Source organism: Burkholderia sp. GbtcB21 (assembly GCF_019091065.1).
Lineage (GTDB): Bacteria > Pseudomonadota > Gammaproteobacteria > Burkholderiales > Burkholderiaceae > Burkholderia > Burkholderia pyrrocinia_C.
In genome coordinates, this window is sequence record NZ_JAGXKA010000010.1 from 64985 (window position 1) to 86540 (window position 21556).

Annotated in this window: 14 protein-coding genes and 1 pseudogene; 14 read left to right on the plus strand and 1 reads right to left on the minus strand. The window is 60.2% G+C overall.

The window, feature by feature from the left end:
* The first annotated feature begins 3 nt into the window (after positions 1-3).
* Both KVT39_RS22070 and KVT39_RS22075 read left to right on the plus strand, forming a co-directional pair.
* The gene (locus KVT39_RS22070) at positions 4-2001 is read left to right on the plus strand and encodes an acetyl/propionyl/methylcrotonyl-CoA carboxylase subunit alpha (protein WP_034180864.1); all 1998 of its coding nucleotides are present in this window, start codon (positions 4-6) and stop codon (positions 1999-2001) included.
* Between the two features lie 568 nt (positions 2002-2569).
* Positions 2570-4684: a phosphocholine-specific phospholipase C gene (locus tag KVT39_RS22075; RefSeq protein ID WP_217590198.1), complete on the plus strand. Its 2115-nt coding sequence runs from the start codon at positions 2570-2572 to the stop codon at positions 4682-4684.
* Between the two features lie 78 nt (positions 4685-4762).
* Here KVT39_RS22075 and KVT39_RS38535 read toward each other — a convergent pair.
* Positions 4763-5450, minus strand: a pseudogene (locus KVT39_RS38535) (hypothetical protein); the annotation flags it as partial.
* A 284-nt stretch (positions 5451-5734) separates the two neighbouring features.
* On the opposite strand from KVT39_RS38535, the gene KVT39_RS22085 reads away from it, so the two are divergent.
* The 12 genes from KVT39_RS22085 (at position 5735) to tssJ (ending at position 21197) form a co-directional block, all read left to right on the plus strand.
* A complete protein-coding gene (locus tag KVT39_RS22085) occupies positions 5735-8086 on the plus strand; it encodes a type VI secretion system Vgr family protein (protein ID WP_217590272.1) in 2352 nt (783 codons plus the stop codon).
* A 5-nt stretch (positions 8087-8091) separates the two neighbouring features.
* Positions 8092-10443 (plus strand): M23 family metallopeptidase, encoded by a 2352-nt coding sequence (locus KVT39_RS22090; protein WP_217590199.1) that lies wholly within the window; start codon positions 8092-8094, stop codon positions 10441-10443.
* 10 nt (positions 10444-10453) lie between these two features.
* Positions 10454-11077, plus strand: a complete 624-nt coding sequence (locus KVT39_RS22095) for a hypothetical protein (RefSeq protein ID WP_175750130.1) — start codon at positions 10454-10456, stop codon at positions 11075-11077.
* 469 nt (positions 11078-11546) lie between these two features.
* Entirely contained in the window at positions 11547-12116 is a 570-nt protein-coding gene (locus KVT39_RS22100) for a PAAR domain-containing protein (protein ID WP_254640602.1), read from the plus strand.
* A gap of 20 nt (positions 12117-12136) precedes the next feature.
* A complete protein-coding gene (locus tag KVT39_RS22105) occupies positions 12137-12748 on the plus strand; it encodes a hypothetical protein (RefSeq protein WP_217590200.1) in 612 nt (203 codons plus the stop codon).
* A 101-nt stretch (positions 12749-12849) separates the two neighbouring features.
* Positions 12850-13017, plus strand: coding sequence for a PAAR domain-containing protein (locus KVT39_RS38685; protein ID WP_368858934.1), 168 nt, complete (start codon positions 12850-12852; stop codon positions 13015-13017).
* A gap of 64 nt (positions 13018-13081) precedes the next feature.
* Positions 13082-13708 (plus strand): hypothetical protein, encoded by a 627-nt coding sequence (locus KVT39_RS22110; protein WP_235212480.1) that lies wholly within the window; start codon positions 13082-13084, stop codon positions 13706-13708.
* A 30-nt stretch (positions 13709-13738) separates the two neighbouring features.
* Entirely contained in the window at positions 13739-13999 is a 261-nt protein-coding gene (locus KVT39_RS22115; RefSeq protein WP_034180858.1) for a PAAR domain-containing protein, read from the plus strand.
* Complete coding sequence (locus KVT39_RS22120; protein WP_217590201.1) at positions 13999-15327, plus strand: hypothetical protein; 1329 nt, start codon at positions 13999-14001, stop codon at positions 15325-15327. Before KVT39_RS22115 ends, KVT39_RS22120 begins: the two co-directional genes overlap by 1 nt.
* Entirely contained in the window at positions 15293-18820 is a 3528-nt protein-coding gene (locus KVT39_RS22125) for an ImcF-related family protein (protein WP_217590202.1), read from the plus strand. Before KVT39_RS22120 ends, KVT39_RS22125 begins: the two co-directional genes overlap by 35 nt.
* The gene (gene tssF, locus KVT39_RS22130) at positions 18817-20670 is read left to right on the plus strand and encodes a type VI secretion system baseplate subunit TssF (protein WP_081938428.1); all 1854 of its coding nucleotides are present in this window, start codon (positions 18817-18819) and stop codon (positions 20668-20670) included. The genes KVT39_RS22125 and tssF overlap by 4 nt, the downstream gene beginning before the upstream one ends.
* 17 nt (positions 20671-20687) lie before the next feature.
* Positions 20688-21197, plus strand: a complete 510-nt coding sequence (gene tssJ, locus KVT39_RS22135) for a type VI secretion system lipoprotein TssJ (RefSeq protein ID WP_254640603.1) — start codon at positions 20688-20690, stop codon at positions 21195-21197.
* Positions 21198-21556 lie beyond the last annotated feature (359 nt).

The window sequence follows — 21556 nt, forward strand, 5'->3', positions numbered from 1 at the left end:
GCCATGTTCGACAAGATTCTGATCGCCAACCGCGGCGAAATCGCGTGCCGCGTCGCCGCGACGTGCAAACGTCTCGGGATCGCGAGCGTCGCCGTCTATTCCGACGCCGATGCGAACGCGAAGCACGTGGCCGCATGCGACGAAGCCGTGCATATCGGCGGCTCGGCGGCCGCGGACAGCTATCTGCGCATCGAGCGCATCATCGAAGCCGCGCGCGCGACCGGCGCGCAGGCGATCCACCCCGGCTACGGCTTCCTGTCGGAGAACGAAGATTTCGCGCATGCGTGCGAAGCGGCCGGCATCGTATTCATCGGGCCTCCGGTCGACGCGATCGCGGCGATGGGCTCGAAGGCTGCCGCGAAGGCGCTGATGCATGCGGCCGCCGTGCCGCTCGTGCCCGGCTATCACGGCGACGACCAGGACACGGGCAACCTGCATCGCGAAGCCGACGAGATCGGCTATCCGGTGCTGCTGAAGGCCAGCGCTGGCGGCGGCGGCAAGGGGATGCGCGTGGTCGAGCGCTCCGACGATTTCCCGGCGGCGCTCGCGTCGTGCCAGCGCGAGGCCGCGAGCAGCTTCGGCAACGACCGCGTGCTGATCGAGAAATACCTGACGCGCCCGCGCCACGTCGAGGTGCAGGTGTTCGGCGACACGCACGGCAATACCGTCTACCTGTTCGACCGCGACTGCTCGGTGCAGCGCCGTCACCAGAAGGTGCTCGAGGAAGCGCCGGCGCCGGGCCTGCACGACGACGTGCGCCGCGCGATGGGCGAGGCGGCCGTCGCGGCCGCGCGCGCGGTCGGGTACGTCGGCGCGGGCACCGTCGAATTCATCATGACGGGCGACGCGTTCTACTTCATGGAAATGAACACGCGCCTGCAGGTCGAGCATCCGGTCACCGAGATGGTCACCGGGCTCGATCTCGTCGAATGGCAACTGCGCGTCGCGTCCGGCGAGCCGCTGCCGTTGCAGCAGGACGAACTGCGCGTGCAGGGTCACGCGCTCGAGGCGCGCCTTTACGCGGAGAACCCCGCGCGCGGCTTCCTGCCGTCCACGGGTACGCTGAAGCACCTGCGGCTGCCGGACGGCGTCGAGTTCGACATCGGCGCAGCGGTGCGTGTCGACAGCGGCGTGCGCGAAGGCGATGCGATCACGCCGTTCTACGATCCGATGATCGCGAAGCTGATCGTCCATGGCGCGGACCGCACGGAAGCGCTGAGCCTGATGCTGCGCGCGCTGCGTGCGTGCGAGGTGGTCGGCCTGCATACGAACGCCGCATTCCTGCAGCGGATCGTCGCGTGCGAGCCGTTCGCGACGGCCGATCTCGATACGGGCCTGATCGAGCGCAACCACGACGCGCTGTTCGCCCCGCAACAGCCGCCGCGCGCGACGCTCGCGCTCGCTTGCGCGGCGCTGCTCGCGCGCGAACGCGGCGCGGCCGCGCAGGGGGCATCGCCATGGGGCGCGCTGCCGGACTGGCGATTGAACGGCGGCTATCGCCGCACGCTCGAATGGCATGCGGTCGATCGCGAAGCGGACGTGACGGTTGCGTATGAAGACGACGGCGCCGTTGCGCGCATCGCGGCCGGCGACGCGGCCGCGCAGCCGTTCGCATGGACGCGCGGCGCAACGCCGCTCGATTTCGACGTGACGCTCGGCGGTGTGCGCAGCAGCGGCCGCGTGTATGCGGACGGCGACACGTTCCATGTGTTCACGCAGGGCGCGGCCGAGACGTTCGAATGGCGCAACCTGCTCGCGCATGCGGGCGACACCGAACAGGGCGGCGGGCGTTTGACCGCGCCGATGCCCGGCAAGGTGATCGCGGTGCTGGTCGAACCGGGCCAGAAGGTCGAAGCCGGCACGCCGCTGATCGTGATGGAAGCGATGAAGATGGAGCACACGATCGGCGCGCCGAGCGCGGGCGTAGTCGCGGAAGTGCTGTACGGCGTCGGCGACCAGGTCGCGGATGGCGCGCAGTTGCTGATGATGGCGGAAGGCTGATCGACGCTTTCGCTGTGCGCGGGTCGGCGGCTGCCGGCCCGTGAAAACCGCTTCGCGAATCGCCGCACGCAGGTGGTTGCGACAGGTGCTGCTTCGATTGCATCGACACGCCGGCGCCGCACGAATCTTTCGATCGAATTACGTTTTGCCGGCGAAATCCATACTTCCATCGAACGCGTGGCCCGTTGCGCCACACCCTCCCGCCGCACGTCCATCTCCACTCGACACCGTCGTGTAACAAGTCGAACATAGCATCTCGCCGTCGATATGACCGACGCGGGTTCGCGTCCGTGTCACTTCATCACGTCCACGGAGATACGTTATGCGTACGTCGGCCCTACGGCCTTTCGCGGTCGCCGGCCTGGTCGCGCTGATAGCACTCCTCAGCGCCTGTGGCGACGACCTGAATGCAGACCCCGCGCCCGTCGCGCAGCAGAAGGCCGCCTGCGGCGGCGCCGCCGTCGCCACCGCGCAGATGCGTTGCCCGCCGGGTTTCACCGCGCCCGCATCTTCGCCCGCTTCCTGATACCGGTCGTTCCAACCAGAAATCCAATCAAGAGCAACCAGCATGGCCACTCATTCACGACGCGATTTTCTGAAGTTCTCCGCCGGCCTCGCCGGTGCGACCGCCGCCACCGCACTGCTTCCCGAATCGATCCGCAAGGCGCTCGCGATCGAGCCGAATACCGTGACGGGCACGATCCAGGATGTCCAGCACATCGTCGTGTTCATGCAGGAAAACCGCTCGTTCGACCACTACCTCGGGCACCTGAGCGGCGTGCGCGGCTACAACGACCGCTTCCCGGTCACGCTGCCGAACGGCAAGCCGGTCTGGTTCCAGCCGCGGCAGGAGGACAAGGCGAGCGTGATCGCGCCGTTCCGCTACGACACGACCGACCCGGGCGTGAACGCGCAGTGCATCGGCGGCCTGCCGCATACGTGGGCGACGACGCACGGCGCGATCGACGGCGGCCGTGCGGATCAATGGGCGATGCAGAAGTCCAACATGACGATGGGCTATCACGTCCGCGACGACATCCCGTTCCACTACGCGCTCGCGGATGCGTTCACCGTGTGCGACAACTACTTCTGCTCGATCCCGGGCAACACGCACCCGAACCGCATGTACCTGATGACGGGCATGGTCGATCCGCTCGGCACGGGCGGCGGCCCGCTGCTCGACAACACCGACTACATCGACAACCAGTTCGACAAGATCAAGTTGCCGCCCTTCAGCTGGACGACCTACCCGGAGCGGCTCGAACAGGCCGGCATCTCGTGGCAGGTCTACCAGCAGGGCACCGGGTTCGACAACTTCACAGGCAACTACGGCACGAACATGCTCGCGTGCTTCAACAACTTCGTGAATGCGCCGGCCGGTTCGTCGCTGCAGACGCGCGGGATGAGCACGCGCCCGATCACGCAACTGAAAGCCGACGTGCAGGCGAACGCGCTGCCGCAGGTATCGTGGCTGCTGCCGCCGGCCGCGTATTCGGAACACCCGAAGTTCACGCCGCTGTACGGCGCCTACTACCTGTCGACGATCCTCGACGCGCTGACGTCCAATCCGGACGTGTGGAGCAAGACCGTCCTGCTCGTCATGTACGACGAGAACGACGGTTTCTTCGACCATGTCGTACCGCCGCAAGCGCCGACGTTGCCGGGCTCCGGCATGAGCACGGTGGACGTGTCGCTCGAGCGGCACAACGTCGTGACCTCGACGCAGACCGGCACGTATACCGCCGACAACCTGCCGTACGGCCTCGGCCCGCGCGTGCCGATGTTCGTCGTGTCGCCGTGGTCGAAGGGCGGCTTCGTCTGCTCGCAGGTCTTCGATCACACGTCGGTGCTGCAATTCATCGAGAAGCGCTTCGGCGTGATGGAAACGAACATCTCGCCGTGGCGCCGCGCGATCTGCGGCGACCTGACGTCGGCGCTCGACTTCTCGAAATCGGATGCGACGTTGCCGACCTTGCCGAGCACGCAGGCGTATGTCGCGCAGGCGGACCTGCAATGCTCGCGTGCGTCGTCGCAGACCGCGCCGACCAGCACCGCGCAGCAGGTCGTGACAGCGCAGGAATCCGGCACGCGGCCGGCGCGCGCGCTGCCGTACGAACTGCACGTCACCGGCCAGCTCGGCGCGCAAGGCTATGCGCTGACGTTCGCGAATACCGGCACGCAAGGTGCGCACTTCTGGGTCTATACGGGCGACGCCACCGCGATGCCGCGCCGCTACACGGTCGAAGCGGGCAAGCAGTTGACCGATACGTGGGCGCTCGACGCGAACGGCAACTACCTGGTGAGCGTCTGGGGGCCGAACGGCTATTTCCGGCGCTTTGCGGGGTCCGCCGCCGCGGACGCCGCCGCGAAGCCTGAAATCACCGCGTGCTATGACGCCGCGAACGGCGACGTCTATGTGACGTTCGCCAATGCGGGCAGCAGCGCGCTGACGATCACGGCGACCGATGTCGCGTACGGCGGGGCGGCGCGCACGCTGACGATTCCGGCAGGGCAGCGCGTCGAAGCGCACTGGGATCTGTCGTGCAGCAGCCACTGGTACGACCTGCAGTTCGCGGTTGCGGGGAATGCGGGCTGGATGCGTCGCATCGCGGGGCACGTCGAAACCGGCAAGGCCAGCATCACCGATCCGGCTGCCGTGGCGCCGACGATTACGGCGATCTGACGGCAAGAGGCGTGCGCTGCCGGCTGGTTGGAGCCGGCCGGCGCACGCGCATGCGATGTCGAGGTTGCGGTAGCGGCGTCAGGGCATCAGCCCGTCGTCGTGCGCCATGATCGGCGCGCAGCATCGCGGGCCACATGCCGTAGTAACGCACGATGTAGCTGTCCGCGCGGCGAAACAGCCAGAGCGTGTCGAAGCTGACGAGATCGACCACGCTTTCGCCGTGCAACTGCCCGTCGCGCTGCATCGCGCGAATGAAATGCAGCTGGTTGCCGTCGCTGGCATGGACGCTCGACCTGTCCTGCAGCGCGGCGATCGTGGCCATCATGACGCGCAGCATCGCGTCGTTGCGTTCGGTGCGCCGGGACGCCGTCACGCCCGAGTTGAATGCGCACTGGCCGATATCTTGCGCGAGCAGCCAGTCGCGCTCTTCGAGCAGCGGCTCCAGCGCGTTCTGCTGGGCCGCGACCAGTACGTCAGCGTCGAGCTACACGACCCATTCGTGGTGCTGCAGGTACGCATGTAGCAGCCAGGGCTTGAACCGGCTGCCGGTCGCGTTCAGTTCGATCTCGGCGGGAATGTCGCGATGCACGTAGAACGCATAGCCGTGCGCGTCGCGGTAGCGCCGGGAGTTCCGTTCGGCGATGCCGATCGCGAACGTCGATTCGCGGTTCCACATGGGATCGAGGTTGGGGCTGGTCGGCATGACCGGATACAGCCCGTCGCTCGGTGTCATGTCGTGATGCGTGTTGGGATCCGCGAACAGCGCGCATTAATTTTCCAATAACTCTATTGCACTAAAAATCATCGCGTGAGTTTCTCTCGGTAGATTTCGATATTGCCTTCATTTCGCGGAAATTATGGAATTTTAACGATTTGAAAACTTAATTTTCACGTCGCTGATTTAATTTGCCATTTTCGTAAATTTCGTATTTGTCTCATGGATTTTGCTAAGAATACTTGCTTAACTCGGGAAAATCTGACGGCATCGTATTCCTGAGGTTTTGGCGAATGGGCGTGCCGATGTATGTAACCCTTCATGCAACGGTGGCCATGCGAACCATTCAGGATGTGCTCAAACACCCGAGCGCGATCGCTACCCAGTCTCTTCATCTCGAGATCGCGACGCTTGCTTCTCCGCTCTCCGTGTTCGAATTCACGCTCACGGAGGCGATGAACACGCCGTTTCTGGCCGACATCACGGTCACGTCTGCAGACAAGCATATCGAGGGAGCGGCCTGCGTCGGGCGGCCGGCGATCTTCATGATCGACGAGCGTGCATCGGTGCCGTCCCTGCCGGGGTTGATCGACCCCGTGCTTCACACCGCGCGCACCGTGCACGGTATCGTCACGCAGTGGACGCGGATCAAGACCACGCGTGACGAGGCGACCTATCAACTGCATCTGAAACCGCGCTTCGCGCTGCTCGAGTCGGTGCATGACTCGGCCGTGTTTCTCGACCGATCCTTGCGCGAGTTGCTCACCGACGCGATCGTCGACCGCAATCTGTTCCAGTCCTTCGATGTCGAGTTCGAGCTGGAAGGGATGGACGGGAAGTTCGAACAAACCGTGATGTACGAAGAGACGGTCGCGAACTTTATCGACCGGCATTGCCGGCGCGCCGGGGTCTATTACTACTTCAAACAGGCGAAGAAAGAAGACGGCCCGCAACGCGACACGTTGGTGTTCGGCAATACAGCACGAGGCTATGTGCGTGCGCTCGAAGTGCCGTTGCTGCCGCACTCTGGTCTGACGAGTTGGCACGAGGCGATTCTGACGTTGGAAGCCACGCGCGAGCTGGTGCCGCAGACGGTGCGCGAATGGGATCACAACTATCGCACCCCCGACGATCCGTTGCATGTCGAATCGATCGTGGCCGACGACGATCGCTCGGTTTATGGGAGCGTGAACCGCAGCATCGAGCACTTCCATTCGGTCGAAGAGGGGCAGGCGCTGGCTGACGCGCGGCGTGACGAACTGCTCACGCGACAGATGCGGCTCGCGGGCACGAGTAACGTGATTGGCATGATGCCCGGCATGGTGGTGCGGATCACCAATGACGTGGTGCCCGAGGCGCCACACGGGATCGTGATCACGAAGCTCGTCACGACCGGCAGTCGCAGCCAGTCGGTGACCAACACGTTCGAAGCGATCCCCGCGCACCAGACCTACCGACCGGAATATGTGCCCGAAAAGCACTGGCGATGGATCACCGGCATGCTGATCGGTGTGGTCGAGTCCGGCGATGACGAACCGTACGCGTGGATGGATGAACACGGCCGCTATCGCGTCAAGTTCCTGTTCACTCGGCACAGCGGCAAGCGCGGCACGAACAGCATGCCGTTGCGCCTGCTGCGGACGTCTGCGTCGTATCAGGGTGGCTTGCACATCCCCTTGCTGCCGCGAACGGAGGTTCGCGTTGTGCCGACGCAAGGCAATTGCGATCGATTACTGATTGCCGGGGCGGTTCATGACTACGCCCGCCGGGATCTGGTGCATGGCAAGGAGGGCTGGTATAGCCGCGCCGTGTTCCGTTCACCGTTGCTTGGCAACAAGCTGCGCTTCGAAGACCTGAAAAATCACGAGGGCATTCGGCTGGCGACGGTGTTTGGGCAGTCATCGCTCAATATGGGTTATCTGGTCGACAGGGAGAAGAACAAGCGCGGCGAGGGCTTCGAACTGACCACGCAGCACTGGGGCACGGTGCGCGCGCCGAAGGGGCTGTTTTTCTCGGCGGACGCAGCCGCCGGATCCGAAACGCAGCACCTCGATATGCCTGTCGCGATCGCACAGCTCAAGGCTGCGTTGCAGCGCGTGACGGACCTTGCGGCAGCGACGACGCAAGCCAAGGCCGACCCTGCCGACCGTGCTGCGCAGGCGGCACTGCTCGATGGCCTGAATCAGCTTCGCGACGCGGGGCTGCTTGCGAGTGCTCCCGGTGGTATGGCATTCGTGACACCGAAATCGACGCAGCACTCCGCGGGCGAGAACGTGATCGTCACCGCGGGCCAGCACATGGACGTGAGCATCGTCAAGCGCCTGCGCATGGTTGCGGGTGATCTGATCTCGCTGTGCGCGCACAAGCTCGGCATCAAGATTTTCTCGAAAGGGAAAATCGAGTTGCAGGCACAAGGCGCCCCCATGGATCTCTTTTCCGACCAGCAATTGCACGTGTCGAGTGCCAACGCGAACGTGCTCGTGAACGCCAAGACAAGGGCGATGGTGGCCAGCGGCGGCGCGTCAATGACCATCGAGAACGGCAGCGTTGTCTTCAACTGTCCGGGTGAATTCCGAATCAAGGCGGCGTCATTCACGTTCGAAGGACCCGGCCATACATCTGTCGACCTGCCACAACTGCCGGTAAGCGACTATCAGCCGAGCACCCGATATAGCCACACGCATTAACGACCATGATCATCAGCCCCCCATTTTTGCCAGACGCAGGTCTCGTAGCCCCGACCGGGACGAACCCCGATCCGATGATGGACGCGGTGGACGAATTCGAATGTGCTCATGGTGTCTACCCGATCGCCTTCGATCGGCGCTGGCATTGTGGTGTGCATCTTCAGCCGAATAGAAAGTGCAAGGTGTACGCGATCGCCGATGGCGAGGTCGTTGCCTACCGGGTGTGTCAGCATGGGGTTGACAGCGGCAAGAGCCATACCGGCTTTGTGTTACTCAAACATACAACCGAGACTGGCGAAGGCCGCACGCTGACGTTCTATTCTCTCTACATGCATCTGTTGCCGTTGGTGGAATATGGGGAGCACGGTGCGGATGCTGAAGAGATGCCCGAGTTCCTGCGCATGCCGACTGGCCCGGTGAGCGAGGGGCAGGTGACGCCGGCGGTCTCGGGGGAGGGCAAGAAGGTCCGGCGCAAGGACGTGCTTGGGTGGCTTGGAAAATATGAAGATATGCCGCATTTGCACTTCGAAATCTTCATGCTGCCGGAGGATTTCGACGCCTATTTTGGGCGCACGCAACTGGGTAACAGCACGCCTACTCCTCCCGCTCCTACTGAAACAGACTGGTGGGGGCATGCGTACTTCGTCATTCCAGCAGGCAGCGCGTTTCGCCGTCTGCCTGAAAAGGCCGATGCCCGCAACAAATTACACGGGATCGCATTCAAGCCAGGTCACGAGGGATCTAACACCCTGCCGTTGCTTGTTGAGACCTACTTCAGCCTCGGTTCGAAATACACCAACGTCTGGAGTATTGCGCAAGACGGCACCCGTACGCTGCTCACGCCGCAGCCTGTCGAGGAGAAGGACTATGAATACGATCTGTATAAGCGTGCCACAGCGCTTTATTCGTCATGTCCGAGCGATGGTTACGAACTGCTGCGTTTTGGCCGCATCCTGTCCACAGACAAAAAATTGGCTGCCGATGCATGCGTGACATGGATGCAGGTCAACTGGGCGGCGGACAGGGTGGGCTACATCGATATCAACGATTCGAATATTCACAAGTTCTCCGACGCGGATTTCCTGTCCTTTATGGGCTGGCAGAAAATTAGTGACGGCAATACGCCGTTCGGCAGCGACGGTCTATGCGATGTAGATGCGTTGAAAAAAATCGTCAAGGTTGCTGCTGCTAGTGAACGGCCCACGGTAGTAGTAGCAACGACCGAAAACCAGAAAGCAGCCGCGCTTTCGAGCTATGTGAAATACAACGATCAGGTACGCCGGCAGTTGTGCGGGTTTGTCTGTAACGCGCCCGGCGAGTGGGACAGTGCAAATAACGAGGAGCGCTATGCGAAGTTGCTTGATGAGGGTGGCTATTACCACGGCAATGACAAGGGCTACAACGATTTCATGAAGTATCTGAAGGAGGTTCAGTTTTGGAAAAAAACAGGACTTCCGGCAGGGCAGAAGCTGTGGTTTTTCCATCCACTTGCGTTTATTCGACACTTTAGGAGGTGTGGATGGATCAGTAAAAATGAGTTTAAAAATATCTATGCGGATAATCGTTATAGTCGGAATCAAAATCCAATTCCGAGTCAATTGCGTGACGTCTACTTAGGCCCACTAAATAGTGCAACACGAAAGTATGGACTAACATCTCTAACGCGGCTGGCTCATTTTCTTGGTCAAGGTGCTGTTGAGAGCAATTGCCTGGCGTCTATGCAGGAAACGAGTATGCTTGGTGAACTCAAGGGCAGTAGCTTCTATGGCAAGGTTATCAATCCGGCATCGAAAGTACTGGAGTCAACATTGGGGCATTGGTATGGCCAGAGTTCCGGTGAGGACGATGCGTGGTACCGGTCGGAGAAATTTAACAGCCACGGTACGCGTATCACAAGCTCGTACGACTGGCGGAACGGCAACTGTGATCGAGATGATTCACAGAAGTTCCGCGGGAGAGGTTTCAAGCAATTGACTGGGCGAAGCAATTACGCAGATTACTGGACATTCAGAGGCTGGATCTCGAGTTCATCGTTTACTGAATCGTGGTGGACTGACCCAGAATTTCGTGCACGCAATCGCAGTGGTATGAAGAAAAATCCAGCGGTGATTGATGATCCTCATAAGGTTGCTCTCCCTGAAAATAGTATGGATAGTGGGGGATTCTATTTGAGATTTGAGCGGCCGGATGTGGCTAAAAATATCGACCGTGATTCCCCTGGTATAGCTATTTCCGAAGCTGGTCGACAGAGAGAGCGGATAATATCACGCGATGTTACATATGCTATTAATGGCGGTCACACCGACTGGGAGCGGCGCCTCGCGTTCACGCGTTTTGCTAAAGATGTAATTTCGTAATGGTGTGAGAATGGGAAAATTTAGACGAGGTTCGTTTGTACTGACGTCAGTTTTTATTGCCGGGAGCGTATATGCGGGTGACGCCTATGAGGTAGTCGGGTCCTCGCTAAAAGTGGGTAGTTCAAAAATTTGCTCACTTGATAGAGAGCCGCGTTACGCGGTCGAAAGCTTCGACAAATCGGCAGTCATGCTCTCCGAGACGAGTTATGTTGATAAGCACCAGCTAGATCATTGTCGAGCTGGGGAAGGAATTCACGTCCTTTCGATTCCATCGGGTGTTGGTGTGCTATCGGATATAAATGTCTCGAAGGGAATTTATGTTGCACTTGATTTTGTTAGCACGCAACCATTTACATATCTAGCTACCGTAGCTCGTGTCGGTACTTCGCGAAACCTTGTGTCTGTGAAAGGTGCATATGTTGTTGGTCGAAAAATCAGTGAGCTGAAGAAAACAGCCTTTGGTAGTAGTGGTGATGCGGGAGCGGCGATCATTTCTCCCGACGGACGCTATGTCGCGCCAACTGGACAAATGGATTGTTCTCGAGAATCCTATCCGGGGGTATGGGATGTCAAAAATAACCGACGCGTCGTAAAAAAGGATGGTACCTGTACGGCACTTTTTAAACAAAAATGAAGCCATTGAAACGACCTGAGCTTAATGATGCGGTTGATGTCGCTGGATAAGTATTAACTAATCCATATCGCCAAAAAAGCGGTTTTGGCAAACATGCTTAGGCCAGAGTGATCTATGAGGGTTATCAGAACTTTGCTGGTTGTGGCGATGATCGCGATATCATTTTTGACGTATGCTGCTGATTTTTAAAAACATTTTACTCCGATCCCGGGAGTCGCGGCTGTGGTGGGGATTAAGGGTTCAAATTTGGTCTGGAGACTATCCGGAAAGAACGGGGCTAAGCATGGGGAGGTAAGTCTCGATACAGAAAACCCCCTGAATATCGAAATCGATAGTTATGATTTTAGTGGGCGGCTTGGTTTTTCGGTGTCGCACATAGACGATGGGATGGGGGCGTATGAGGTCGATAGAGTTTTCACATTTTCTCCATCGTCTAATGGGTTTGTGGAGAGATTCCCGTCATGTGGGGATGAATTTTTTAATCTTAGGGTGGATAAAAAGAGGCGTTACTTGGTTAGTGCTTATTGGGTTCAAGGCGTCCCTAAAAGATGTATCACTAGATTGTCAATTGCGAGGTGATAAGTGGATTAATTTTGGCGGCAACGTGAATGCAAAATCGTCGATTCGCAAAGGCGACAAACTCGAACACGGCGGCGAAATTACCAGTGGCTCGCTCTGGACGACATTCATGGGCAGGCCACTTGCCTGCAAGGGCGACGAGGCGACCTGCGAACTGCACGGCCGGACCGTCATTGACGAACGAGGGCACCGACAAGTTTCCCGATCGCAACCACAAGCTGTTCGCACTGGACGGCCATCGCTGCGTATGTGGTTGTCGGCTGATCTCGTCGTTGCCGAACGTCCACTTCGCGTAATGCCCGTCGACCTTTCTCGGGCAGGGCTCCCGAGCGCCTATCCGCGCCGCTCACGTTTCTGGCCGTGGTGGTTCTGCATCTTGCTGGCCTGCGTGGTGTTCGGGGCGGCCATTGTCCTGCCGATTGGGCTGGAGGGTTGTATTAACCACACTCAACGAATTTAAAAAATACTAACGGATTCAACATGAAAAATATAACCACCATCACGCTTTTAATTTTGACTGGGTTGAGTTGGCTCGCATCGCCTTTATATGCGAAAAGTCTTACATTTAACAATGGGACAAAGATTCATCTGCCAACTTACGAAAACAAACGCACCAACCCAGATGGTTCCGGTTCCGTGTGCGTAGATGTGAATCAACTGGAAACGATGGTCACCATATGTCTATACAAGAAAACTTCTGACAAAGTTGCTCAAGATAATGGGTTCATTAAATATGGAGAACTTTCTTCGGAAGGTAGAGGTCGAATTTCTCTATTGCCTGATGATGCCCTTGTGTACGTAGAAGGGAGCTATAACGCGATCTATGAAACAAGGAAGAAAAAAATTGGCGATTTTATCGTATATGAGGCTGACAACACGCTATGTGGCGTTTCTGAAACTACAGAAAAACGTCCCGCAGTCTGTTACGTGGCAGCATTAATTCCTTCAAAAAAATCCAATGTGCATCCGGCAATTTTCGTCTCCGCCGTCATTGAACAGCCGCCCGCTCCCGGCGGGAGGCTTAGCAAAAAAGCATGGGATAAAGTAAATTCAATTAACAAAATTATTAAATCAATAAAAATCATGAGATAGTGCACAAAGCACAAGTCAACATGAAATCTCCTTTCCGCAAAGTCGACAAACATCGACATGTCGGCGAAGTGACCGAAATGTGCTCGCTGTGAAGCACATTCATGCGCAGGCCACTTGCCCGGAAGGGCGACGAAGCAGTCTGTGATCTGCGCGGCCCGACCGTCATTGGCGATGGCACCGGCAAATTTGCCGATCGTGACCATAAGCAGTACGCGCTTAATGGCCATCGCTGCGCATATGGACGTCGGTTGATTTTAGAAATTACATAGGTATGCTGGATTGTTTTTAATTCAACTTGGATTGATTGTTATGGGTGGTCGACGATTCTTTGCGTTGAATATTTCGCTGGCGTTGTTCATTCTTCTCCTTGTGCCTTGGGTCTATGCAGCCGACGTTCCTGTTGCTATTCAGGCAGAAATAAAGGCTCGCATCGATGAGGCTCATAAACTGCGACCGCCTATTATTGATGCTGGGTCTGCAATGCAGGGTGTTTATATTTATTTTGTTGCGAATACGTCGGATATTCCGGGTTATGCCAAAGATGGTATGGCCTCCATGCTTGATGCGCACCTCTTGTTTGCTGATGGAGATCATGTCTGGCACGATGTTGTTTTTGATCGTTATGTGAAGGATGACGGAGTTCCGGAGATTTCCGCTGTATTTTTTGTGAATGCAGATCATGATCAAAAAAGCAAGGAGGTTGTTGTTTTGGTGCGAACGCCACTGAATCATTATGATTACGGTGGTGAGTATTTTGATGGCTATGTCTACAAATTGACTGGTGATCCGAGAGCGGGAGTTGTTTTTGCTGGCCTGCAAAGTGACGTCAGTGCGCCTTTCTTAGATCAATGTGAGTGTGGTTTTCGCGATGGACGGACCACGCATGCGAGGTACAAAGATGCCGATTCAATTCGAAAGGCACTTGAAAATAAATATCCTGCCGCTCATCGGGTGAATTGAGTGATTTATTATTGATGTATGGAAGGCTAAATGAAATCTCCCATCCGCAAAGGCGACAAACTCGAACACGGCGGCGAAGTCACCAGTGGCTCGCCCTGGACCGAATTCATGGGTAGGCCGCTTGCCCGCAAGGGCGACGAGGCGACCTGCGACCAGCACGGCCAGACCGTCATTGACGAGGGCGCCGACAAGTTTCCCGATCGCGACCACAAGCTGTTCGCGCTGGACGGCCATCGCTGCGCGTGTGGCTGCCGGTTGATCTCGTCGTTGCCAAACGTCCACTTCGCGTAATGCCCATCGACCTTTCTCGGGCGGGGCGCCCGAGCGCCTATCCGCGCCGGCCACGCTTCTGGCCGTGGTGGTTCTGCATCTGGCTGGCCTGTGCAGTGTCCGGGGCGGCCATTGCTCTGCTGATATGGCCGAAGAGTGAACGCGCGGGCGGCCCATGGTTCTGGTTCTGTGTCGTCGGTATCCCGAACGGCTTTTTCGGCTTGCTCTTCACAATCGAGCGCGCACGTTATGAGGCCATGTGGTATCGCGCATATCACCGCAACCTCCATCGCGACCGATGGCTGCATGAGCGCATCCGTGTCGCGCAGCAGCCGCTTCGGGTGCTGGGCGTCGGCTACTGCTTGCCCTTGAACGACCAGACGCTTGCACAGGCCATCCATGCCGGCGCGCGTGTGCCGCGGCAGCAGCAGCCCCGCTCGGGCGCGGGTGTCATCGAGCATTGCCGCTTTGATGACCCGCCGGAAACGTTCGACGAACCCGACTTGGCCGATCCGGATGAGGAGCGTGGGGCCGGTGCCGTAGAGGATGCGACTCCAAAGCGACCCGTTACTCAGCTTGCACTCAGGATTGCCGAAGCGCTTGAACCGCTTACTTCGAGCCTGCACGCGCTCACGCACTACGACGCTACCCACTGGCCAAAGGTGCGCGTGCTGGCCGAACCCGGCGAGGAAGTTTTGCGCGAGCAGGAGGTGTGCGACGCGCTGCAATTGGCCGGTTTGCCACCGCTTGCCGTTTTGGCGGTACCGGCTTCGCACGGATTGCTGGTGGCGGACGCGTGGCTCGACGCCCGCGAGGCATGCCCGCTGCTCGTGATTGCAACGGCATGGCACGAAAAACAGCCGCCGGCCGGCAGCACGGAGGGATGTGTCGCGATGCTGCTCGATGCCGGCTTCTACCGTCTACCTGAAGGTGTGCCCGTGATGGCAACCCTTCATCGGCCCGTCGAGGGCAAGACCGACGAGATTGAGTACGGATTCGCGAATGCCGTGATTTGGGGCAGGGCGGATTTCTCTGCCGTGACGCGTGCCTGGGTCACGCGTGCCGTCAAGCGTTGCAATCAGGGGCTGCGCATCGCGAACCTGGATGCGCTTGCGAATAGCGACGCCCAATGCGACCTCGCCTACATCGTGGGCGATTTTGGCAGCGCCAGCGGCTGGCTGTCCGTCGCAGCCGCTACTGAATGTGGTGCGGCGGACGCGCCACAACTGATCATCGATGGCGAGCAGTCCGCCATTGTTCATGTTCTTCCCGGTACGCCCGGGAAGGAACCTTTGTTGTCTGAACACGCTCAGCATGACCGATCCGAAACTGACCTTGCGACCGCTTGACTCAGCCCCCGCTGAGGAATCTGCGCCCTCTGGACGACTCACGCTCTGGGGAGTGATCGTTGCAGCCCTGATCGTTTCCGCATTCGCGATTGGCCTCGTTTGGGGCCGGGGCGACCTGTTCGGTCTCGCGCCCGGTGTGGCGCGTATGCAGGTGGTGATCATCATCGTCATCGCCCTGCTTGGCTTTATCGCCATACATTTCTGTTTGTTTTTCATCGGCGCATACGCCGTCGCTGGACGGATGTTTCGCAAGGAGACCGGTGACACGACGGAGGCGCAGAATCCGCTGAAACGCGACGCACGTCTGCAACGGATGGTCGATGAACTACGTGTCTCGCGAGGCCGGCGCTGGCGATACCTATCACCGTGGCTACTGGTGAGCGGAACGGACGCATTGATCGACAAAGTCGCGCCGGGCCTCAAGCGCGCGGGTGCGATGTCAGTCGGCAACGCGATCCTCGTGCACGTGGCACCGGAAGGCATCGAGGCGAGCGAGTGGCGCCGCCAGATCCGGAGGCTGCGGCGTCGGCGGCCGGTCGATAGTGTCGTGCAGGTCACGGACGTGGATGAGCGCGATACCGAGCTGCCGCGTGTGCTTGCGGCACTCGAGAACGATCTCGGCTGGGCCGCGCCCGTTACCGTCCTGCATGCGGTGCCTGCGCAGGGCGGGAGCCCCGAGACGTTCGAGACGATTGGCGCGTTTCCGGGGCCGGCGTACAAGGGAGCGCCAGCAGCGGTCGCCTTACGCGATCAGCTTGCCACTATAGAGCGTGGTACAGCGGACGCAGGCGTGCGGCTTTGTACGGCACCCGCACGCATCAACTATCTCGCCGAGATCTCGCAATACATCGATAAACAGCACGAACAAATCGTCACGAACTGGCAAGCGCTACTTGCTTCGCACTCTTTGCGAGCGCCGCTGGCGGGGGTGATGTTCGCGCCTGTATTTGCAACGACGGTGACCATGCCGGCGCCCGTGCCGGTCGCCGAGGGCGGGGACGCGGCGCCAAACGCTGCAACAGTTAAGAACGGACCGGTTGAGTTCCCGCGACAACCCGCCGCGTTATTGCCGACGTGGCTTGAAATTGCCCGCCGACGAGGCAATGGCCGGCGCGTGGGGTTCTACTGGCCGAACGCGCTGGCGATGTGCGTGACCGTTGCCGCGATTACATGGTGCGTATGGATGACCGCATCGTTCATCGGCAACCAGCAACTCGTGCGCGAGGCGCAGGCGACGGCGAACGCTGCCGTCGGCGCCCGACCACAGACGGCAGTCGCCTGGCGCACGCAGCTCGCGCTGCAGCAGTTGATGGAAAAGCTTGAATACCGGCAGCAGCACGGCGCACCGTGGTACCTGCGCGCGGGCCTGTCGCGCAATGACGATATCCTGAATGGTCTCTGGCAGCCGTACCGAATCGCGGCGACCCGTAACTTGCAGATACCCGTCGTGCAAACGATCGGCGGACTGCTGAAAGCCGCAGACCAGGCGCGCGCCGACAGCCTTCAGTCGCAGGACATACGCAGCAGTACCTACAACGCGCTCAAGACGTACCTGATGCTCGGCGACCCGTCGCGCGCCGATCCGGCGTTTCTAAAGCGCCTGCTGGTCGCGTTGTGGTCGCGACCCGTCGAGATGCCGCTAGGCGAGCGCGACGATACTGGCCGGCGGCTCGCGGCGTTTTACGCCGATCACCTCAAAGCGCATCCCGAATGGCGGATTGCGATGGACGACAGTGTCGTGACCTCGACCCGTAACATGCTGGTCACCCAAATGGGACTCGCATCGGCCGACGACACGGTGTACCAAGGCATTCTCGACGACGTTAAGAACAAATACGCCGACGCGTCGCTCGAAACCCTGTTGGACGGTGCCGATGCCTACGGGATGTTCACTGCGTCGCAGACTGTACCGGGGATTTATACGCGCGCAGCATGGGACGGGATGATCGCTGCGGCGATCGACAAGGCATCCCGCGAGCGCCGGGTGAGCAGTGACTGGGTGTTGACCGGTTCGCAGGCGTCGCAGACGAAAACCAAGGCGATCGTTGACGAGAAGCGTGCGGCCGAGGAACTGAAGCAGCGGCTGACGGCGCGCTATTTTGGCGAATACACGGCTGCGTGGCAGCGCATGCTAAACAGTATGCAGTGGCAGCCGGCATCCAATCTCAGCGGCGCGGTCGAACAGCTTTCTCGACTCGCGGATGCACAGACCTCGCCGTTGATCGCGCTGATGAAATCCGTGCAATATCAGGCGCAGGCGGGGCGCCCGTCGCAGGCGCTGGCCGACACGCTGGTGCGCAAGGCGCAAGACCTGATCGGCAAGGACGAGCAGGCGGGGGCGGCCATCGTCAATCCGCTCGACAAACCGTTTGGTCCGCTGCTCGTGCTGATGGGCGACACGGGCGTGTCGCCGGCCGCTGCAAATGAGAAGAGCGCTGCGCCGGCCAGTATCGCGCTGAACGGCGTGAGCCTGTCGCGCTACCTGACGGCAGTCACGACGATGCGGCTGAAGTTGCAGCAGATTTCCGGCAGTCCCGATGCGCAGGCGATGGCGCGCTCGCTTGCGCAAGCGGTGTTCCAGGGGAAGTTGTCGGAGTTGTCGCAGGCGCGCGATGACGCGGCGCTGACGGCCGCAAGCTTGGGTACGGCGTGGGCGGGTTTTGGCGATGCGGCATTTACGCAGCCGCTCGAATCCGCGTGGCAGACGATCCTGCAACCGGCCGCAGCGAGCCTGAACGACGCATGGCGAGCCAGTGTTGCTGCGCCCTTCAACGCAGCGATGAGCGGCCGCTATCCGTTCTTCGATACGCAAGCCGATGCGTCCTTCGCTGAGCTTGGCCGCTATGTGCGGCCCGATACCGGATTGATTTCGCGTTTCGTCACCACGCAACTGGCCGGCGTGATGAAGCTGGAGGGCGATCACTGGATGCCGAACGAGTTTGCGCCGCAGGCGCTGCAGTTCGACCCGAAATTCCTGAGCGCCGTCCGGCAGTTGTCGACGGTCGGCGCGCAGCTCTACTTGCAGGGCGACGCAGGGGAGAAATTCGAAATGATGGCGCTGCCGACACCGAAGGTAACGCGCTCGGAACTGTCGGTCGACGGCAAGCAGATCGTCTATTTCAATCAGCAGGAGCGCTGGACGCCGCTGGCGTGGCCGGGCAATGGCTTGAACGGACACGCGGGGCTCACGTGGCAGACGCTCGACGCGGGCCTGCGGCAGGCGTTCGATTCGACCGGCGATTGGGCTTTCCTGCGTCTGTTGAGCAAGGCGGACGTCAAGCAGCTTGACAGCACGCGCTATCGGCTTACGTGGAACACCGGGAACGACGAGCCGCTTTCGTACGTGCTGCGCGCACAGGTCGGTGCCGGGCCGATCGACCTGCTGAAACTGCGCGGGTTCCGAATGCCTGATCGCATTTTCGTCGTCGGCAAGGCGGGTGTCGTGTCCACCATGCCGCTCCTGCCGCCGCTGCCCCCGGATCTCCAGCCATGAGTGAAGACAAAAACAAACCGTTGATGCCCGAAGGGGGCGGCTTCGGCGCGGAGGACGATCCGTACCTGCGCTACTTCGATGCCGAGATGCGCTACCTGCGCGAAGCGGGGCGGGAATTTGCGAAAGACCAGCCGCAAGGCGCCCGCCGTGTGGGAATGACGATGATGCCCGGTGCGCTACACGACAGTGTCGAGCAGACTTACGAGGGCTTCGCTTTCCTCGCGAGCCGGCTGCGCATGAAGCTCGACGACGCGTTGCCGGAAATCGCTGATCCGCTGATCGACCACCTGTGGCCGCATGCAGGTCGCACGATTCCGTCGCTGGCGATCCTCGAGTGCATGCCCCGCACCGGCGAGGCGCGGATTCTCGATACGTTGCCGCCGGGATTACAGGTTCGTTCGACACCGGTCGGCCGGGACGGGACGATATGCACTTATCGAACCACTCGGGCGGTAAGCCTGTTGCCCCTCAACGTGCGCGATGCGGGCGCGCGTATGCGCGAGGACGGTCGCACGGTGATCCGGCTCGCGTTCGACCTGCTGCACCGCGAGCAGCGGTTGCTGGATGACCTGTCGCGTATCCGGCTTTACCTGCATGGCGACCGGCCGACTGCATCCGCGCTGTACGCGGTGTTCACGCGCCAGGTCGAGTCGATCGGCGTGCGCATGCCGCGCATACTCGACGGCCAGCTGCAGCCGCGTCCGGCGATGTGGTTCGAGGCAGCCGGCTTTGGCGCACAGGCGCGACTGTGGCCGGTCGATCACGACACACGCGACGCCGATCTCGATCGCGAGCAGACGATGCTCGAATATTTCGCGTTCCCCGAGAAGTTCCACTTCGTCGACTTGTGCGGTTTCGACGCGTCGAGTGTGTCACCGGGCGAAACGCGTCTTGAATTCGAAATCGTGATCCGGGATCGGCTACCCGGTGATGTCACGTTCGGCGCGGACAATATCCGGTTGTTCTGCACGCCGGTTATCAACCTGTTCGAACTGGACGCGCAGGCAATCCGACCCAACGTACACGATCGCGACTATCCGGTGCTCCCTCCCGCGTCGGCGGGCGAGCACGTTGAGCCCTACGATGCGCTGTCAGTCGTGGCGACCGATCCGCGCACCGCCAATCAATACGCGTATCGGTCGATCAAGGCATTCCGTCACCGCGGCGGGATGATGCGGCACGAGTCGCCGGATCGCTACTACCACGCGTCGATTCGGCAGGGCGTGACCGGCCAGCGCGAGATGGTCGTGACGTTAGGGGGGCATCTGTGGGATGAGCCGGGCAGCGTGCCGGACGGGCACGTGACGGTCCGGGTGTTGGCAAACAATGGCAGGTTGCCGCGCATGGCCCTGCGTGAATCGATGATTGCCACGCCTGCCTCGACCTTTAACGGTGTCGAGCGCGTACGCAACCTGACGGCCCCGACGATGCCGCTGTATCCCCCGCGCGGTGGCGACTATGACTGGCAGGTGATCTCTCACTTCAATGCGGCCGGTGCGAGCGAACTGAACATGATGGACGCGAAGGTGTTGCGCGGCGCGCTGTTGTTGTACGACTGGACGCGACAGGACGATAACCGGCGACGCATCGAGGCGATCCACTACGTGTGGCTCGACGAGGAAACGGAACTGGTGGGGGCGCGCGTCGATCGCATCGTGAATGTAAACGTGGGTATCGAGCCGTCGGGTTTCGCCGGACCGGGCGACGTCGCGCTGTTCGGCGACGTACTCAGCCGCTTCGTAGGCCGCTACGCGTGTTGCCACTTTGCGGTGCGGCTCGTTCTGTACGAAGGCGTGGGCGGCCCGATCCGGCGCTATCCGTGCATGAGCAAGACGGGAGACTGGTTGTGATATCGAGAACACATCGGATGATGCGAAACATTCGACTGATAGCGGTCGGTGCGCTGACGGTCGCGTCGATGTCCGGCTGCGGCATGTGGCAGTCGATGAAGGATACGGCAGTCGATGCGACGCGAGCGGTATTCATCGCGAAGGTCAAGCAGACGAATCTGGTGATCGAAAGCCGTTCCGCCCTCAACGAAAACGAGCAAGGCCAATCGTTACCGGTTGTGGTGCGCGTCTACCAGTTGAAGGACGCGAAGGTCTTCGAAAAAGCGAGTTACGCCCAACTGCTCGATGACGATAGAGCGTTACTGAAGGCCGATCTGCTCGGCAGTATGGAAGCCACGCTCGGGCCTGACGCCACGGTGAAGCTGTCTGCACCAATGGCGGATGACGCGCAAGTTGTCGGTGTTGCGGGATTCTTTCGTGATCAAGCGGGTGCCGAATGGCAACTGGTGATTCCGAAATCGCAATGGAAGAGGACTGATCCCGTCAAGCTGATCGTGACGGGCAATCGGCTGGAGTTGGCGCCATGACCGATGTGCAGTTTCGGGAGCTTGATCGTCGGCGACGGAATTCCTGATGGCGGTCGACTCGACAGCGGAAACCAGCTGCGCGTTGTCGCCGGCGCTGGCGGCACTGGCCGGACTGGTCCCGGCTTGGCTGGCTTGGGTGGATGCGTGTGCGAGTGTCTGTTCAAGCTCCAGCGTGGCACCATCCGGGTGACGCGAGCCCGGCTGAACAGACTCATCCGCCAGTGGACAGTGCTATTTGCGCTCGCCAGCCAGGTGCTAACCATCCATGACAGTGTGCCCGCCAGTGGTTCGCTAGAATGCCGGATCGCCGCCGCCGCTTGACGCGGGCGGCGCTTCGCGCGCTACACTGCGTTCATTCC

Coding starts and splice junctions, on each gene's coding strand:
- KVT39_RS22070 (WP_034180864.1), top strand. CDS start 4: ATGTTCGACAAGATTCTGATCGCCAACCGCGGCGAAATCGCGTGCCGC.
- KVT39_RS22075 (WP_217590198.1), top strand. CDS start 2,570: ATGGCCACTCATTCACGACGCGATTTTCTGAAGTTCTCCGCCGGCCTC.
- KVT39_RS22085 (WP_217590272.1), top strand. CDS start 5,735: ATGCGAACCATTCAGGATGTGCTCAAACACCCGAGCGCGATCGCTACC.
- KVT39_RS22090 (WP_217590199.1), top strand. CDS start 8,092: ATGATCATCAGCCCCCCATTTTTGCCAGACGCAGGTCTCGTAGCCCCG.
- KVT39_RS22095 (WP_175750130.1), top strand. CDS start 10,454: ATGGGAAAATTTAGACGAGGTTCGTTTGTACTGACGTCAGTTTTTATT.
- KVT39_RS22100 (WP_254640602.1), top strand. CDS start 11,547: ATGAATTTTTTAATCTTAGGGTGGATAAAAAGAGGCGTTACTTGGTTA.
- KVT39_RS22105 (WP_217590200.1), top strand. CDS start 12,137: ATGAAAAATATAACCACCATCACGCTTTTAATTTTGACTGGGTTGAGT.
- KVT39_RS38685 (WP_368858934.1), top strand. CDS start 12,850: ATGCGCAGGCCACTTGCCCGGAAGGGCGACGAAGCAGTCTGTGATCTG.
- KVT39_RS22115 (WP_034180858.1), top strand. CDS start 13,739: ATGAAATCTCCCATCCGCAAAGGCGACAAACTCGAACACGGCGGCGAA.
- KVT39_RS22120 (WP_217590201.1), top strand. CDS start 13,999: ATGCCCATCGACCTTTCTCGGGCGGGGCGCCCGAGCGCCTATCCGCGC.
- KVT39_RS22125 (WP_217590202.1), top strand. CDS start 15,293: ATGACCGATCCGAAACTGACCTTGCGACCGCTTGACTCAGCCCCCGCT.
- tssF (WP_081938428.1), top strand. CDS start 18,817: ATGAGTGAAGACAAAAACAAACCGTTGATGCCCGAAGGGGGCGGCTTC.
- tssJ (WP_254640603.1), top strand. CDS start 20,688: ATGATGCGAAACATTCGACTGATAGCGGTCGGTGCGCTGACGGTCGCG.